Annotated in this window: 14 protein-coding genes; 5 read left to right on the top strand and 9 right to left on the bottom strand. The window is 43.2% G+C overall.

Going from position 1 to position 18,223, the window contains the following annotated elements:
- The first annotated feature begins 181 nt into the window (after positions 1-181).
- Positions 182-724, top strand: a complete 543-nt coding sequence (locus tag MKY19_RS14525) for an RICIN domain-containing protein (RefSeq protein WP_052404286.1) — start codon at positions 182-184, stop codon at positions 722-724.
- A gap of 82 nt (positions 725-806) precedes the next feature.
- Here the strand turns inward: MKY19_RS14525 and MKY19_RS14520 are convergent, their stop codons facing one another.
- On the bottom strand, positions 807-2,303 hold the full coding sequence (locus MKY19_RS14520) for a glycoside hydrolase family 43 protein (RefSeq protein ID WP_339803884.1): 1,497 nt from the start codon (positions 2,301-2,303) through the stop codon (positions 807-809).
- Between the two features lie 143 nt (positions 2,304-2,446).
- Between MKY19_RS14520 and MKY19_RS14515 the strand changes: the two genes are divergently transcribed.
- From MKY19_RS14515 to MKY19_RS14505, 3 genes are all read left to right on the top strand, one after another.
- Positions 2,447-3,310, top strand: a complete 864-nt coding sequence (locus tag MKY19_RS14515; protein ID WP_339803881.1) for a helix-turn-helix domain-containing protein — start codon at positions 2,447-2,449, stop codon at positions 3,308-3,310.
- 111 nt (positions 3,311-3,421) lie between these two features.
- Complete coding sequence (locus MKY19_RS14510) at positions 3,422-4,558, top strand: glycosyltransferase 61 family protein (RefSeq protein ID WP_339803878.1); 1,137 nt, start codon at positions 3,422-3,424, stop codon at positions 4,556-4,558.
- Between the two features lie 142 nt (positions 4,559-4,700).
- A complete protein-coding gene (locus tag MKY19_RS14505; protein WP_339803875.1) occupies positions 4,701-5,246 on the top strand; it encodes a TetR/AcrR family transcriptional regulator in 546 nt (181 codons plus the stop codon).
- 92 nt (positions 5,247-5,338) lie between these two features.
- Here the strand turns inward: MKY19_RS14505 and MKY19_RS14500 are convergent, their stop codons facing one another.
- The 8 genes from MKY19_RS14500 to MKY19_RS14465 all read right to left on the bottom strand — a co-directional run bounded on the left by MKY19_RS14500 (position 5,339) and on the right by MKY19_RS14465 (position 17,538).
- Positions 5,339-7,612: a glycoside hydrolase family 3 N-terminal domain-containing protein gene (locus MKY19_RS14500; protein WP_339803872.1), complete on the bottom strand. Its 2,274-nt coding sequence runs from the start codon at positions 7,610-7,612 to the stop codon at positions 5,339-5,341.
- A 36-nt stretch (positions 7,613-7,648) separates the two neighbouring features.
- Positions 7,649-8,962, bottom strand: a complete 1,314-nt coding sequence (locus MKY19_RS14495; RefSeq protein ID WP_339803869.1) for an MFS transporter — start codon at positions 8,960-8,962, stop codon at positions 7,649-7,651.
- A 167-nt stretch (positions 8,963-9,129) separates the two neighbouring features.
- The gene (locus tag MKY19_RS14490) at positions 9,130-11,661 is read right to left on the bottom strand and encodes a helix-turn-helix domain-containing protein (protein WP_339803866.1); all 2,532 of its coding nucleotides are present in this window, start codon (positions 11,659-11,661) and stop codon (positions 9,130-9,132) included.
- Positions 11,662-11,804: 143 nt separating this feature from the next.
- Positions 11,805-13,658 carry an ABC transporter ATP-binding protein gene (locus MKY19_RS14485; protein WP_339803863.1) on the bottom strand — a complete coding sequence of 618 codons (1,854 nt, stop codon included), beginning with the start codon at positions 13,656-13,658 and terminating at the stop codon, positions 11,805-11,807.
- Positions 13,645-15,384: an ABC transporter ATP-binding protein gene (locus tag MKY19_RS14480; protein WP_339271254.1), complete on the bottom strand. Its 1,740-nt coding sequence runs from the start codon at positions 15,382-15,384 to the stop codon at positions 13,645-13,647. The genes MKY19_RS14485 and MKY19_RS14480 overlap by 14 nt, the downstream gene beginning before the upstream one ends.
- A gap of 11 nt (positions 15,385-15,395) precedes the next feature.
- Complete coding sequence (locus MKY19_RS14475; RefSeq protein ID WP_339803859.1) at positions 15,396-15,881, bottom strand: nitroreductase; 486 nt, start codon at positions 15,879-15,881, stop codon at positions 15,396-15,398.
- Complete coding sequence (locus MKY19_RS14470) at positions 15,868-16,251, bottom strand: hypothetical protein (protein ID WP_339248126.1); 384 nt, start codon at positions 16,249-16,251, stop codon at positions 15,868-15,870. Before MKY19_RS14470 ends, MKY19_RS14475 begins: the two co-directional genes overlap by 14 nt.
- A 591-nt stretch (positions 16,252-16,842) precedes the next feature.
- Positions 16,843-17,538: an SUMF1/EgtB/PvdO family nonheme iron enzyme gene (locus tag MKY19_RS14465; protein WP_339271647.1), complete on the bottom strand. Its 696-nt coding sequence runs from the start codon at positions 17,536-17,538 to the stop codon at positions 16,843-16,845.
- A 178-nt stretch (positions 17,539-17,716) separates the two neighbouring features.
- Between MKY19_RS14465 and MKY19_RS14460 the strand changes: the two genes are divergently transcribed.
- Positions 17,717-18,163, top strand: coding sequence for an OsmC family protein (locus MKY19_RS14460; protein WP_042188137.1), 447 nt, complete (start codon positions 17,717-17,719; stop codon positions 18,161-18,163).
- Positions 18,164-18,223: the final 60 nt, after the last annotated feature.

Genomic DNA, 18,223 nt, shown 5'->3' with positions numbered 1-18,223 from the left:
ATTTATTTATATTTTATCTATTTACTTTTGAGGATAGAGTCCTTTTTCAGATTCTATCAAATGACATGCAATACATTTACTGATTTAGGAGGTGGTTAAGTTGAATACATAAAGCTTGTTTTTAAATTGGACAGGCCGCAGGTTAAGAAATTAAATTAAATTGAAGAAGGAGTGTATTTTCATGAAACGATCTCTCATTCGGTACGGTTTGAAAACTCTTTTGGCACTTGTGTTAGTTGTATCTGCATCATCACTCGCACTAACTTCAACGACGTACGCTGGAGTGCCAATTCCTCTCAAAATTATTAATGAACACAGCAATAACGTGCTGTCAGTCAGCGGAGCGGATTCACAAGCAGACGGTGCGCTTATCGTACAATACATCGATCAAGGAGCAGAGTATCAAAAATGGTATCTCGAAATTGCAGAAAACGGATATTATAATTTCAGAAACATTGCTAGCGGAGATTTATTGGATGTCAACGGAGCATCTTCATCCGATGGGGCCAGTGTTATTCAATGGCCGAGCAATAACGGGTGGAACCAACAGTGGGAACTTATTCCAACTGGTGAAAAAAACATGTATAAAATTAAAAACCGAGCCAGTGGCAAGTTATTGGATATTTCGGGACAAGATAAAACCAGCGGTGCGCAGGCCATTCAATGGAGTGATAACGGCGGTCACAATCAGCACTGGTATATAGAATATATACGGAAAAATTAAGCTATTGCCAAATACAAGAAATGGCGGTGCAGGGAAACATCCCGAGCATCGCCATTTCTTAATTTAACATATTTTAGGATTGTTATTCCTTTTGATATCGGAACCAATCATAATATGCGATTGTTCGGTTGATAGAGTAGTTATACATCCCAAAGAACACTCCGGTAAATCCACCTGCCACTTCAGTAGAGATCAAGTGTGTCTCCGCTTCACCTAGTGGATGCCATAACTGATCTGCACCTCGATAAGAGAACAAATATTTCTCAGGTAATACTTGAATCTTCAATTCTACGACTGTGTCTTCCAATGGAGAAGAATATTTTACATCACTTATGCTACCCACTTGTCTTCGCAGCGTAATCACATTTTCACCTTCTACCTGGGTTAGTCCGATTTCGTAGTGATACATCTGATCCATAAACACAACAAGCCCCGCTTCATCACCATCTAGTGGGTTGAATTCCATTTTAGTGGAGATTTCACAATCCAAGTGACGCTGTCTACAGCCAATAAATGCAGGCGTTCCCTGTTCGCTTAATCTCACATCCGCTCCACGTAATGCCAGCCACCCTGGTCGCTCCTGCAAAGACCAATCGACTTTTTTAGCATTGCGAATAAAATTCCAGCTCATTCCTAAATCAGATCGATTAAAATCATCGGTCTCAGGCTCGTCTTCCCATAGCACTGGTGGTGGAGTGTCAGCTTCCATTTCTAATCCAACAACACCGTGATCTCCAATCATCGGCCATCCATCTTCACTCCAATGGACCGGAGCAAGAAATGTCTCTCTGCCAAGATGATGTCGATATGGATATCCTACTGGTCGAATCCCTAGAAATACCGCCCACCAGCTGCCATCCTGTGCTTCTACCAGATCGCCATGTCCCGTAGCTTGTATAGGGTAATCCGAGCTCCGGTGAGTCAAAATGGGGTTCCGGGGTGAGGATTCATAGGGTCCATAGGGTGATTTACTTCTTGCTATGGTTTCCATGTGTCCATATTCTGTCCCACCTTCAGCACACATTAAATAATAGTAGCCATTTATTTTATAAAGATGTGGTCCTTCAGGAAATTTACCGCCACTGCCTGTCCATATCAAACGAGAATCGCACAGCTTATGGCCCGTTTCAATATCAATCTCACATTGGTAGATTCCCATACCATCCTTGGTGCCAGTGCTTGTAAAATATACTTTTCCATCGTCAAAAAATAAGGATGGATCAATCCCTTCCTGATCCACATAAATAGGATCCGACCACTCACCTGCTGGATCCACCGTCCAAACATAGAAATGTCCACCGCTATCCTGATTTGTCGTCACCATGTAGAATCGACCATTATGATGACGAATGGTTGGTGCCCACACCCCTCCAGACACTACCGATTTATCAAATTGAAGCTGGGAATCACGTGTTAAGCAATACCCGAGCTGCTTCCAATGGACTAAATCTTTACTATGCCAAATGGGTATTCCCGGAGAGTAAGCAAATGAACTGTTTACCAAAAAGTAATCCTCGCCTACTCTGCAAATGCTTGGATCTGGATAAAAACCTGGTAATATCGGATTGTTATATTTCATGAAGCATTCTCCTTTTGTTGAACATTTGCATCTATGTCAAGGATTATACTCCACCAGCTAAACGATAAACCTTGATTATCCAGTCGTAAAATAGCATGATATAGACATTCATTCATCTAGACATGCTTTTGGAGGGTTACGAATTGAGCGAATTTTATTTGAATTGGTTTACATCAGATCAGAAATTCCCATTCTTTATTCAATACGGCTTTCATGACAATGATACTGATCTTCATAGACATGTGGACTTTTCAGAGCTTGTAATCGTCTTGAGTGGTACTGCTACTCATATTGTGAATACCGAAGAATCATTCATCAAGAAGGGAAATGTTTTTGTGATTAACGGTTCAACCCCGCATGCTTTTAAAGATCCTCAGGATTTTAAGATCTGTAATATTATGTACAAGCCTGAAATGCTGTCGACGGCTGGACCGGATCTGCGAACTTCGAATGGCTTTCAGGCGCTGTTTGTATTGGAACCGTTGTATCGTCATAAACATGCCTACACAAGTAAACTAAGCTTGCCAATTCCAATGCTGGAGTTTGTCACTGCACTCATTGCCGGTATGATTGAAGAATATAGCCACAAGCTTCAAGGATATCAGACGTTGCTCGTCTCACGGTTTATGGAACTGGTTGTCTATTTATCAAGGCATTATGAAAAACAGGATAAAGGCAGCCAGGATAATCATCTAATACATTTGGCGAAGTCGCTCTCTTTTATGGAAGACCATTATCTTGAAACGTTGTCGCTGGATCAAATCGCCGCACACGCAGGGATATCTGTTAGGCACTTAAACCGGATCTTTCGCTCTTACTATCAGACGACTCCTATCTCCTATCTCCATCGATTGCGTCTGGAACGGGCTTGCAGCTTGTTGAAGCATTCTAACTTCAGTATTACTCAGATCTCACATGAAAGCGGGTTTAGCGATAGCAATTACTTTACACGACAATTCTCCAAAACCTACGGTATGTCTCCTAAGGCTTATCGGAAGAAGCTATAAAGGAACTGTTCACTCGCCCTTTTCAGAAGGAATTGTGTCGTTAAGTTCTTTGTTCCATAGAATAGCTTAATGATGTTTCTGGAGTTCTACTTGGTCAAAAGAGGTGAAACGATGAGATTTTCTGTGAACGGGGGAGCGCCCTCTGGTTATTACCGGAGCGTCTTGGAACTTGAAACAGAATGGGGACAAAAAAGAACTATCCATGAAGCTGGACAGGTTATTCCGTTTGATTTCGGTCAGGTGGCCGAGTTCACCGCTCCTAAAAGCATTGAATCGAGTATTCATCCTGCACTGACGCCTTATTGTTTACAGCCGTTTGGCGGATACTTAGCCACCATCTCGAGTGGAAGGGTATGGGGAGAATCTGGTGCTGTTCTATCTCCGGAGGGAAAGCTGATCTTTGATCTGTCACAGGAATATGACGCCGTTCAAAATAGAATGCTAGAAGCTGAGGAACACCCTGTGTTCCACCGGTGGAATGATCCAAAACTTCAATATTTAGAAGGAACCGTGGCTGTGTTGACGTTTTGCGGAAGCCATAACTATTTCCACTGGTTGTATGATGTGCTCCCTAGGCTGGCGATGCTCAAAACGAGTGGAATTCCTTATACCTCTATCATCATGAATCCAAATCCATATGGACCATTTGTGGAACAAACCTGGGCTATGCTCGGTATATCAGAGTCTTCAGTAATCCGGACAAATCCTGAAGCTTACTTTGAAGCTGATCAGCTACTTGTCCCTTCTTTGATGATGAATTCCCACTATCCCCCGTGGACCACGGATACGCTACGTAAATTATTATTGCCTCACAGGGAATCAACACTCGCTACACCTGAGCGTATTTATATTTCTCGAAACAAAGCAAGCACCAGGCGTTTGGTTAATGAAGAGGAAGTTATACGCTGCCTTGAAGAATATAGCATTCAACCTATTTATCTTGAGGATTGGACGGTTGCCCAGCAAATCCAGTTATTCGCTTCGGCAAAGGTAATCATGGGAGCACATGGCGCTGGACTGGCCAATCTGGCTTTTTGTCAATCTGGAACACAAGTTATTGAAATTGTTCATGAACAGCATGTCGTTCCAACGTATTGGATGATCAGCAACCATAACGCTCTTGATTATTACATGATGTATGGTCAAGGCTGGCCAGATCCTCCTATTCGTTTTCCGGGATTCGAAGATATCTATGTGGATATAGATCGTCTGAAGCAGATTTTGCATTTGGCAGGTTTGAATACTTAGCCCATCGTCATTGAGCTTGTCTACGCTTCTTAAAGAGAAATTTGCGGGTTTCTGGTTTTTTAAAGCGATGTGTGTGTTTTGTTCAATACTGAACAGGTCCTATAAAAGCGTTCATTTTTTTTGAAGGTAAGGAGAAACTCAAATGTCTAAAGTGGATAGAAGGATTCTTAAATCGCAAGAAGCACTTAAGAAAGCTGTTATTGAATTGATGTCCGAGAAGAATTTTGACGACATTACCATACAGGATCTCTCCGACAAGGCAAATGTAAGCCGAGGAACCCTTTATCTTCATTATCAGGATAAATATGATTTATTAGACAAGCTTATCGAGGAACATATAGAAGTTCTTAGAGTACTTTGCGAATCGGCAGCAGATTTAGATTTTATTGAGGCCACGTTGAAGTGGACGGAATACTTCGATAATCATTATTCTTTTTTCTCTATGATGCTTGCGAGCAAAGGCGCTCCTTATTTCCGTAATCGGTTCTTAACCTTTCTTCAAAAAGAGTTTAGACATGAAGTAAATGTAACGGAAGGGATAAACCACGGATTAAATGAAGAGGTTATCATTAGTTTTGTGGCATCAGCTTATGCAGGGGTTGTGGAATGGTGGTTCAAGAATGAGAAGCCTGTAACACATCAAATCTTGGCTGAACAACTTGGGACTTTGTTGGAAAGGAACTTATAGCTCCACCATCGGAAAAACCGATTAATATACAAAGCACCGCCTGATAAATTCTTCAGGCGGTGCTTTGCTTTTATTTTTCCGCAGAACGGTTCTTATTTCCGGTAATTCTTCGTTCTTTCATCCTCTATAACAGCATTCCAATTCATTCCAAAGGCAAAATCATATACATTTCCTTCTGAATCCGCATGACATTCCATGTCATGTGCCACATCTTCCAGCTGCTCTTCTACCGTTTGCATACCTGATGGCATTTGTACTGGTAGCAATCCCGAAGGCTCCTCGGCACCCGTTAACACCTCCATAAGTGCTTGATCCTGTAACCCAAAATTAACAAGTATAGCATCAACCTCTCCCTCAAATTCAGCAACAACCGAAGGATTGGACAATAACATCGACACAATTACCGGTTTGTCTTTCATCAGCTTGCGAGCTTCCAGGACACGATCCAGATCGCTCTCATTATGCGTAACAACGGTTTTTCCTTTATAAGAACGGTTGAGTACATCGTTATCTCGCGCATCTCCAGCTAAGCTCTGCTCCCGAGCATGTTCCGCAGTGTACGGTCTATATTGCAAGCTAATGGGTACATAGCCGTTACCGCCTTGCTCAGAATCTTCCTGACTAAAGCCTACTCCTGATTTAGGACTGCTTATGAAGACAAGAGCAAAGTCTGCTTTTTCCGGCTGATCTGTCACATGATAATATTTAGACACAACATCCAGGTTCACCGGATATTCTGTCTTTTCCGGCGTTGGGTTGCCGAACCAATCCTTTCCTGCTGGAGTATAACGCTTCGGAACATATACGGTTTGTTTCGCTGCCAACGGCAATACCCGATTTTTGTTTTTCAGCAGCACGATCGACTTCAGCTGTGCTTCATAGCCTGATTGCATAAACTCAGGATTCCCAACAATCCGAGCGCTCTCCTCAGGCTTCAAATACGGGTTCTCGAAGAGACCCAGACGGAAAATATTAAGTAGAAGCCGAACAGCTGACCGCTCAAAGCGATTCCGCATCCATACCTCTCCATGCTCAGCTACTCCCATTCGGTATGCTTCAAGGACGGGCTCCATCTCATTATTGCCGCCGAATTGGTCAACGCCTGCCATCAAGAGCTTGTAATGCCGTTCTGCGACGGACATACCCTCTACGCCCCAAGGTTTACCACTGAGAAAGGAATCCTTACTATCTGATTCGTCTGCTGTAATGAGCCAATCTGTGCACACAACGCCATCGTAACCGTATTTTTCCCGAAGCAGATCGGTAATAAGATAGGAACTATAAGAATTTCCGACATTCTCCCCGTTCAACTGATCTTGATCTGTAGAAATTGTGTAGTATGGCATGACCGCTGAAGCCTGTTTGGTTGGGCCTTCCAGCTTGAAAGCCCCTTCTGTAAATGGAATAAGATGTTCATCAAAGTTAGCACCCGGATAGACAGCATATTTGCCACAAGCATAATGCGCATCCCTTCCGCCTTCCCCGGAACCACCGCCAGGCCAGTGTTTTACCATAGCGTTCACGCTGTCATATCCCCAGCCTTCGTTAATCTCCCTGTCATCTTTCGAGCTCTGGAAGCCGTCGACATAAGCCTTTGCCATGTCAGCAGATAACTTCGAATCCTCGCCAAAAGTGCCGTTAAAACGAAACCATCGTGGATCTGTAGCAATATCGATTTGCGGCGATAGCGCCGTCCCTAGACCAAGTGCACGATACTCACGTGAGGCAACTTGCCCGAAACGATAGGTGATCTTCGGATCGAAGGTTGCCGCAAGGCCCAGCGTCTCCGGCCACATGGAGATTTGCCCACCAGCTCCAGCATTAAACTCTGAGCTAGAATCTGAGCCATGGCGTGGGTCGGAGCTGTTGTTGGCTGGAATCCCAAGGCCGGTTCCTTCTGCAAATGCCTGCACCTGGTTGTTCCACAGGGCGGCAATTTCCGGACTTTCCACGGTGGTCACCAGAATATGTCTTAGATGGTCCTGTGCCAGAAATGCCAGCTGTTCATCGGTAAGCTCCCATGGTTTGGCTCCGCTCTCCTCATAAGATTTACCGTTATACGTTCCTGAGAACCAGCTGCTACTAAGTGCTGGGATGGATTGATGACGACTATACAGCATGAGTCCAGCAATTTGTTCAATACTCATTTGTGAAGCTAGATCTTGAGCCCGCTCTTGCGGCGTCAATCGCCAGTCCTCATATTTATCCAGCTTGCCATTACGATTCAGATCTTTGAAGAACAGTCCATCCTGCTCGAGAATCTGCACTCCAGAATCCGGGGAATAACCCAAGGTTGGACCGCCCTTATTGCTTACGTAAGAAATGGTATGAAGGCTTTTAGTTTTAATAGTCTCTCTCTGATTCATATGGTTTCCCTCCACTGTTTTCTTGTTTGTTTTTTCTTAGACCAGATTGGCTTTTTGTGATTGCGCTTCGACAGCTGTTAGTTCAGCAGTTTGAGCTCTTTTCTCTGTTCCCACTTCTGGAAGTGGCTTCACTGCCAGCATACCGAGTATAGTGCAGACGGCAAGGAAGATGTAAAAGAAGGTCCAGCTGCCAATGCCTAACAGCACAGGAGCGATTGCTGGAACAATGGACTGAGGCAACGCATTAGCTACGTTCATAATCCCGAAGTCTTTGGCTGAATCCTCTTTACTTGGAAGAATGCGTGCAACGAGTGCCATATCTACGGCTGAGAAGCAGCCAAAGCCCAATCCGATCACTGCAGCTCCGGCAATGTAGGCCGGATAACTTGGCACAAAGGCAAACAACAGAACCCCAATAGCAATAATGAACCCTGAAACAATCAGGAATGGTTTTTGCTTACCAAATTTATCTGACAACACCCCACCGAAGATACTTGTAATTGCAACACCCACTAGCATAACGATATTAATCGTAGCAACCTTTGCGGTGGCAAGCTCTTCCGTAAGTCCCATCCGGTTTACCAGCATGACTGTGAGGTATAAAGTGCTACAATATCCCATCATGATCAGGAACTTGGATACGAAAGCCCAAGAGAATTCCGGGAATTTACGTGGACTAGGAAAAATCGTACTCAGCTTCTTGCCCAGCGATATTTGATTATGTGTCTTGGGAACAAGTTCTACTTTACCTTCTTTAATAATCAACGTACTGAGAAGTGGACCTATGATGCCGATTACACCTAGCAAAAGCCACTTAATTTCTGAAGAAACTGAGGTCATCACTGTCATCATGATCATCCCTACCGTCATAGCGATTGGAATAGTGAGACCGATTAATCCGGAGATTGTCCCTTGTTTCTCCTGAGGTACTTGGTCTGGAATAAGCGCTGTATAGGCTGCCATCCCTACATTGAAGAAAAATTGTGCGACTGCCCAGCTAATCATGATCTGCCAAGGCTCGTTGGCGAAACCAGTACATACCAGAGCAGCACAGCCAACTAGTGGACCTAGGATAATCCACGTGCGCCGCCGTCCGAACGAAAGATGTGTTCGGTCACTGAGTGCACCGCCAATCGGATTTCCGATAAGAGCAAAGAATGCGCCTATTCCTGCAACCAGCCCATAGGAAGAGGTATATCCATTCGGATCCACTTCAATCATTTTAAAGGTCAGCAGCAAGGTGGCAGGTGTCATCAGTGCCAGCATCATCATGCCGTACCCAAGCAGAATACCAAAGGTCAATCTACGAAAAGGGGTGTGAACCTGCCCTTTAGTCGATGCTCCAGTCATTGTAATTCCTCCTCGTCCTTTTAGAAAACGTTTACAATTTGATTATAAAATAAACCACCTCTTGGAGGAGAGGTGGTCAATTACACACTTTTAGGTTCATTTTTAATCTAAATGAAAGCGTTTCAATATTATTCATTAAGATGAAGCTTAAAAATTGACTCATTTTCTCATAACAATGGAGTCAGCTCAATGAGCTCTACGCTATGAGGTTCCATTCTAATGACAACAGAAAGCCCTTCACCTACTTCAAGAATCTGAATCTGTCTACCTGGAAGAGAGGCAGCTTTTAGATAAGCAGTGTCCTCTACAGTCAGAACGGGTGGAGCCCCCATTTCTACCCACTTGTCAAAGCTGCTGCCATGTGCCCTGCTGATCGTATGGTTCACTTGCTTATATCTGCCAGATGGTAATCCAGTTAATGTGAGTTCAATTTTAAGAAGCCTCTCGTTTTTGAAGCCACTATAACGACTAATAGATGTAATGAATGAAGTATCACCAAGCGCGTACAAATCATCAAAATGACAGTAATTATAAGCCAAAATCTGATAACCACCTCTTCCAGCCGTCACGATATAACCCTCTTCGTGTGCGACTAGCCGATTCCCCAGCTTAGCGAGCATTTCATAGGCATTCATAGCCGCTTTCGGAATTCCATACTGAGCCATAAGTCCAAGACCACCATGAAATATCCGGGATGAAGCTGCTGTTTCTTCAATATTGTCACTTAGTACCCAATATCCGAACCCGCTGATGCTGTCGAGATTTTCGATGATATTTTTTACGATATATGCAGCTTTATATAATGTGTCATTGGTCAGTTCACGATGAAATGCCGTTGAATTCCATTCGGTTAAATATAGCTCTTGTCCGTTAAGTCCCAACTCAGCGAGCAGTCCGATTTCACGCTCCAGTGATTCCTTCAAATAATCGGGGTTTGGGGACACTTTGTTGAACCCCTCTACTGTAAGTGGAGATATTTCTTTTTCACTTAATCGTTCTTCAGGCTCCCAATTTTTACTAAGCAGATCATCCATGTCCTCATGCGGATAAAAATGTAACGGGATAAAGTCTGGAAGACAACCCCGTTCTTTGCAGAAAGCGAAAAACTGTTCACAAAACGCATTGGAGTTCAGAGTAATAATTCTACCAGGAGCGCCAATCTGAAGGTTCAGAGAGATGGCTTTGAGGGTATCGAACGTTCGGGCATACAATTCGTTGTACACTTCTTCCGTCGCAGGCCAGAACAAACCATATTCCGGTTCATTCCAGAATTCAAACTTCCAGCTTTCCACCTCTTCAAGACCATATCGATTGATACAATGGCGAATAAACCGATCTACCAATTCGCACCAGCGGTCCATGGATTTAGGCGGACTCACGTAACTTTTTTCATAAAACACATGTTTACTGCTGTCTGCTGCGAGATCAAAAGGCATAAACCCCAGTTCTATAAAAGGCTTCAAACCGATCGATAACAAAAAATCAAACAACTGATCTACAAAGCGAAAATTAAAATGTGCCTGCCCTTCGTGATCCTCCCGGTACACCATCATTGAATCATCAAAAATTCCATGAAAACGCAAATAGCGAAACGGACACCGCTCTTGTACATATTTCAAATGAGCTTGTACATCACTTTGGAGTCCTTCATTTGCTTTACTAATCGTAATGATATTTTTCCAGCTATGCTGGATTTGCCGCTGAATCCTGTCTAAAGGAATACTCGCAGACAGCTGAACAACCGCATGTACGGGTTCAAGCTGGTGCGACTGACTACGCCGGAGGAATTGCCGAACAATGCCCAGTGCGCTGGATTGATTAAATGCTAAGTAGCCGGAAGCAGAACCTTCCTGTTTCGCATGAGTTTGAGGCCGATATTTTTTGCGATATTCATGTGGTGTAATATGATATCGGCTTTTGAATGCAGCGTAAAAAGATTTTGCGTTTGGAAAGCCCTGCTCAAGTGCCAGCTCAGCAAGCGAATGTTCTTGATCTCTTAAAAGGGCTTCTACGGTATTTTTTAAACGAATGCTGGTTAAGTAAGTCTGGAAGTTGACCCCAATGTTCTCGCTAAAAAATTTGGACAAATACGGCACCGACAAATACTCTCGTTCTGCGATTGTCTGCAGCGACACCGGGTCTTTATAATGTTCATCTATATAAGTGATGATGCTCATCATTCGTTCCATATATTTTATATTCATCGCTTCGCCGGAATTTGGCAGTTTAAACTGTTTGACCAAAATAGAGAATAACCCAAGCATACGCGCTTCCATCTCCAGCTCATAGGCTTCTCCGCCTTTATACTTCAGCTGTACCATTTCAGCCATGAGCTGACGCATGTTATCTAAGCCATTTTGCTTCTCAGGACCGACTTCAGCAGAATAACATTCAAAGCTGATCTTCTCCACATTGTGGATATGCTGCTTAAGATAGGTTGTTGGGATTTGAAAGGTCGCGATGATATTCTGATCTAATCCGATAACTTCATGCACGTAACACTGGTTAATGAGTAGCATATCGCCTTCTTTAAGCCTATATTGACGGTTTCCGGTCGAAACCTCTAGATTACCGGACAGCACAAAAATCAGCTCCACACTCATATGCCAGTGATTCGGCACAAAGTTGACGCTATGTAAAGAAACATCAAACGGTAATTTGCCTTCGGTCTCAAGCTGCTCATAGCTGGAATGGCTCAAATAATCACTTCCTTGTTTACATTATCTTGTAGTAGCATACAATGTAGCGTTTCGGCGGTCAATTCGATGGTCTGTGGTCACCTCGCTAATAAAAAAACACTGATCCAAGTCAGTGTTTTTTCATAAGCTATACAAATGTTTCTTTAAATCGCTCGTTTGAACTGGGTATTGTATAACTCGTAATAGGCGCCCTGCATCGCAAGCAGCTCCTCATGACTTCCTTGCTCAGCAATTCCTCCACTCTGGATCACGAGTATGCGATTGGCGTCCTGGATCGTACTTAGCCTGTGGGCGATTACAAAGCTTGTTCGACCCTTCATCAAATTCTTCATTGCTTGTTGAATGTGCATTTCCGTACGTGTGTCCACGCTACTGGTTGCTTCGTCAAGAATTAATATGGCAGGATCAGCTAAAATTGCGCGAGCAATCGTTAACAGCTGGCGCTGGCCATGACTCAGATTACTGCCTTCTGCATTGAGGAGGGTCTCGTAACCATGCGGCAATCTTTTGATAAAAGCATCCGCATTGGCTAGCTGCGCCGCTTGCTCAATCTCTTGATCGGTCGCATCGAGTCGGCCAAACCGAATATTCTCACGAATCGTTCCCGAGAATACATGCGCATCTTGCAGCACCATCCCTAGTTGACTACGAAGTGCGTTTTTATTCAGCTCTCGGATGTCGCGACCATCAATTCGTATGGAACCGCCATTCAAATCATAAAATCGGATCAGCAGGTTAACGATGGTTGTTTTACCTGCTCCTGTTGGGCCAACGAGTGCAATTTTCTCCCCAGGTGTTGCTTCAAACGTAACGCCCGACAGAATCGGGGAATCCGCTTTGTAAGCAAAAGAAACGTCCTGAAAAACAACCTCCCCTGTTAATCTTGGGAGATCCTCACTTTCTTCATCCCCGTATTCGGACGGCATCTCCAAAACCTCAAACACACGCTCTGCACCGGCGATTGCAGATTGAATTAAATTGTACTGGTTAGCAAGATCAGAAATGGGTCTACCGAACTGTTTGGAATAGGTAAGGAAGCTAACGATTATACCAACCGTAGCCATGTTATGGAAAGCCATCCAACCCCCAACCCCGGCAATGATCGCAAAACCAAGGTTATTAATCATGTTCATCACGGGTCCTACTAATCCTGATACGATTTGTGCCTTAATGCTGACCTTATTCAGTTCTCCACTTATTTTTCGGAATCGTTTAACTTCTGACTCTTCCCTACTGTATTGTTTGACCACCTTTTGTCCGCTGATGGTTTCTTCGATGAACCCGCCAAGTTCACCTAAATATCGCTGCTGATTTCTAAAATAAGTGCGGCTTAAACCAATGATTTTTCGACTAGCCAATAATACGAGCGGGATCGTGATTAATGAGACTACAGTCAACGGAACGTTCAGCATTAACATAATAACGAGGGAGCCGCTTAGTGTAATCAAACTATTTAACAATTGGGTTACACTCTGATTGAGTGTGCTGGATACACTCTCTATATCGTTAGTTGCCCGGCTCATCAATTCTCCGTTAGCCCGAGTGTCAAAAAATTTAATGGGCAGCTGCTGATACTTGCTGAACAGATCACGGCGCAGCTCAAAAACAGTATTCTGCGAAACAGATGTCATGACGTATGCTTGCACCCAGGCAACTACACTGCCTAGCCCATAAATGCCAATAAGGAGTATGCAAAACCGAATAAGACCCTGATAATCGTGTGGAATAACCGCAGTATCAATCGCTTTACCGATGAGATACGGTCCGATTAATGAAAGAAGTGCATTCAACACAGTAAATACATATACAATGATTAACCCGAACCGCTGACGATTCAAATAAGTCCAGATGCGTTTAAGCGTGCTCGCTTGATTTTTGGCGCGCACGATTGGCACAGCGCCGCCGCGTCCGGGGCCAGATCCCGGTCCTATCCCTGGTCCGAATCCGCCTGGTCTATGGATAGGGGGAGTGTTCATGCCGTTGTCATGCTTTGACATAAGGAACCTCCTCCCCTTTCATCTGTGATTTCCAGATGTCTCGATAAATTTCACTGCTACTCATTAGACCATCATGTGTACCTTGTACAGCAATTCGGCCGTTTTCTAGAATTAAGATGCGGTCCGCGTCAATCACTGATGTGACACGCTGAGCAATCATTATATTAGTGCTGCTACTCAGCCGTTTTTTTAACATTTGCCGAATTCGTGACTCAGTCGCCGCATCGAGCGCACTCGTACTGTCATCCATGATGAGAATTGTTGGCTGTATTAACAACGCCCTTGCAATCGAAAGCCGTTGCTTCTGCCCACCGGACAAGTTGATGCCTCGTTGGCCAAGCACTGTATCATAACCCTGTGGTAGCTCTAAAATAAAATGGTGCGCTTCAGCAGCTTTTGCTGCTTGTTCCACTTCTTCATCCGTAGCCTCCGGTCTGCCATATCGGATATTATCACGGATTGTTCCGCTGAACAGAATGGCTTGCTGCATAACGTAACCGATCTTGCGGCGTAAATGTTCCAAAGAAATTTGCCGAGTGTCGGAACCATCAATTGTGATTGATCCAGAAGAAACATCGTAAAGGCGTGGAATGAGGCTCACCAAGGTTGATTTACCAGCGCCTGTGGCTCCAAGGATGGCTACAGTTTCACCTGGCTCAGCAGTGAAATTGATGCCATCTAACACGAGGTTCTCATCCGCAGGATCATAGGCAAAGGAAACGTTGTCAAATACAATCCGACCGTTTAGTATCGTATCTTTTTTAGATTCGGTTACGTCTGTAATCTCGCTTATCGTAGAAAACACTTCATTCTCCCGATCTGCGGAGACCTTTGCACGCGAGAAGAATGTGAGCATATTGCTCAACATCAGCATAGACATCAACAATTGGGTGATATAGTTAATGAAGGCGATTAGCTGACCGACCGGCAGCGAGCCGTTCCAGCTCTGCAGCCCACCAAACCAAAGAACAGCTACGATACTGACATTGAGCACAAGCATCATGAGCGGCATATTTAACGACATTAATCGCACCGCTTTTATCGCAGTTTCTGTGTAATCCTTATTAGCTGTATTAAACCGTTTCTGTTCATGCTTAGCACGGACGAAGGCTTTGACTACACGGATACCCGATAAATTTTCCTGTAATACTGTGTTGACGCCGTCTAATTTGACCTGCATTTTCTCGAACAAAGGGAAAGAAAGTCGAATCAACCCATATAATATTGCAACCAGCAATGGCACGGCAACGACAAGGATAAGGGTTAGTGAAGGACTAATCCGTATAGCCATTATCAAGCTGCCGATTAATAACAATGGAGAGCGAATATTCCGCAAAATCATCTGAACAAAGGTTTGTAGCTGTACCACATCGTTTGTTAAACGAGTAATCAACGAGCCCGTCTTCAATTGGTCCAGATTCTTGTTTGAGAATTTCTGAATATGTTCAAACAGGTTAATCCGTAAATCATTCCCGAAATTTTGTGAGGCGATGCTCGAAAAAACGGTGCAGCCCACCCCACCAATTAGACCGACAAATGCTACTCCAAGCATGGTCAATCCCGTCGAATAAATATGTGATAAATCTTTCGTCATAATCCCATGATCCACAATGCTCGCCATTAGTGTAGGTTGAAGCAAATCCATAAACACTTCGAGCATCATCATAAGTGGTGCTAACACAGACCACAACCAATATGGCCTTAAGTAACTCTTAAGTTTCCACATTGCATCACCTTTTAAGATAAATATGTGATTTTTGATTTCATCGGTGTTCTTGGCTTAGCATTTGGAACTTCCTCCGGATATCCAATGCCAAATAGTCCAATCACATCGTAATATTGCGGGACACCTAGAATTTCACGATTATGAGGTAAAGCACCTAAAGAAGCCCAATAGGCTCCAACCCCCACTTCATGTGCAGCTAATAAGAAGTTCTGTGCGAAACAAGCGGCAGCCATAACATTCTCGTCACGCTCAAACGCTGTTGCACCAGGTTTAGATAAGATAGCAAGAACTACAGGAGCATTTCCGAAATTCGTCTTATGCTTTAATTTAGCTCTAGTCTCAGGCCCGATAAATAGGAGTTCCCAAGGTTCGTTCATACGATGGTTTGGAGCATAACTAGCTGCTTCCAGCCAATTCAATAAATCATCCTCATGAATCGAATCCGCCTTAAATTGCTTAATACTTCTACGGGTTTTTATAAGATCAATGGTTTTCATTTTTTTGATCATTCTCCTCTTTTTTAATTTCGCCAACAGTCTTATCTTCCGGCGTTACTTCATGAATCTGAAAAATATGGATAAACTCTTCAATGATCGCTTCCGTTGCCTTCAATTCACCGCTAATCACTTGCTTGATCGAATCCAGCTCCGGTGTTTGCAGCTGCCGCTGTAAAGTGGCTCGATTCACATTCAGCTTTTCCAAAAATGCTAGAGCTCTGCCGCGACGAAAAGTTTGTGCACTTTTTGGGGGACCATCCATAGAATCCATCCCATGTCTGCTCATATGCTCGCGATCTCTATGCTCTCCACGGTCTTTGTGATCCCCATGTTCTCTATGACCGCGTTTTCCGAAATGTCCATCACGCATATTTACTCCTCCTTTACTTTGTATACATATGTATACGTTTCGTTTATGTATACAAATGTATACGTCCGATAGTTTTCTGTCAAGTTATCTTTTTCATTAGCAAGATCCACAAAGAAAAAACCGCACAAAGTGCGGTCAGCTTGGAGAGATGCTATTCAATTTACTGACCAAGATTTTTTGTTATATCTCAACTATTGTTGATTAACCTTCTTTAATCTTTGCGGCTCCTTAGGATCTAGTTGCTTCCAATCTGATGCATCTCTGTCTGTGAAAATATAATCCGTATCTGGTTCATTAGCAAATCTAACATATACAGGGAACTTCGGCATTGAGCTCAGTTTAGCTTTAATACTCAGTAAATCAGATTCAGAGTATCCTTCAACATTGATCAAATATTCTCTTAAGTTTTTCTCAAGTGAATTATATTTAAACTGAAGTGCTGCGTACATTCCTAGAACGAGCAGAGTAATAATTACAACGGAGATAGCTACAAACTTTCTAATTCTAGAAGCACCTCCTGTAGTAAGTCTATTTTAAGAACAATCATTTTCTGTGTTAATGTGAGTTGATTAATGTAGAGACGAATTAATGTTATAAAGATCGAGCAAGACGAAATCCAAGATCATCCACACTAAATGTGGGATGGCTGCGACGACGACAGGTTGCTCCACAGCCCCTAGCCTCTTCAGCCCAGCTGCCTCCTCGAAAAATCCGATAGGAGCCGTACACTTGTTCATCATATAAATCCCAGCACCACTCCCAAACATTCCCTAACATATCATAAAGCCCCCATGCATTCGGTTCTTTCGTCCCTACAACATGGAGTACACCATCTGAATTTTCATTGTACCAAGCTATCTTATCTAGCTCGCCATATTGATAGCCAGTAGTTTCTGCTTTACATGCATATTGCCACTCTGCTTCTGTTGGAAGTCTATAGCCATTGGATTCCCTATCCCAAATAATATGATCTCCATCGTCACTGATAACATAAGCTTTTTTCAATCCAGCCTTCTGAGAAAGCAGATTACAGAAAGAAATAGCATCATTCCAAGAAACATTCACCACAGGTATAAGATTTTCGACGGATGACTTCGTTGTTTTTTTAGTAACAATATTGTATAGATCCACTGTTACAGGATTCGGTGCAAGAAGAAATGGTTTTATTTCAGTCTTCCATTTAGTTTTTATTCGATCGTCTCTTAATTCTATTGCTCCCCCTAGAATTTTAACCATTGGATTGTTCAAGTAGCGTTCAATTTCGTTTGACACTTTATCTTCTCCCATCTTTTTAACAAAATCCAACTCATGAAGATGTATGAATTCAAATAATACTAATCAAGTATTGACAGGGTATAAAGATTAGAACTATAATCTAAACAATTCCTAGAAAAATACTATGAATTACATAATGTTCAAAATATCTAATTATATTCAGGTTGACCAGAAGAAGGAGTGTAGACAAATGCCAAATGTTCAAACTTTCAAAGCAACTGCCCATTTACAAGATGGGGTTAAAGTCATTACTAAAGCAAGACAATTCGAGCTCGTCATCGATGAGCCACAAAATCTTGGGGGTACGGATACAGGAATGAATCCTGTTGAAGCTTTGCTTGCTTCTTTAGGGGCCTGCCAATCTATTGTGGCTCGAGTTTATGCTTCCAAATTTGAGGTAGAGCTTGAAGATTTCAGAGTAGATGTTGAAGGTGATCTGGACCTCGATGGATTTTTCAACCGTTCTGAAGTCCGTCCCGGCTATTCCGATATTCGATATACATTCTACATAAAGACCCCATCCCCTGCCGAGAAGGTCGAAGCATTCGTACAATTTTTAGAAAGCAAATGCCCTGTGGGTGACACGATTGCTGCACCGGTAAATCTTAAGCTGAACCGTATCGTGATTGAAAATTAACCGATTGATTAGCTAAATATTATCAAGGGCTGTGAGGTTGCATAAAGCAACTTTACAGTC

It is taken from the genome of Paenibacillus sp. FSL R5-0744 (genome assembly GCF_037972555.1).
In the GTDB taxonomy this organism is placed as follows: Bacteria; Bacillota; Bacilli; order Paenibacillales; family Paenibacillaceae; genus Paenibacillus_AQ.
The sequence above is the reverse complement of the archived record's forward strand: the minus strand, read 5'-3'. Positions and strand labels throughout refer to the sequence as shown.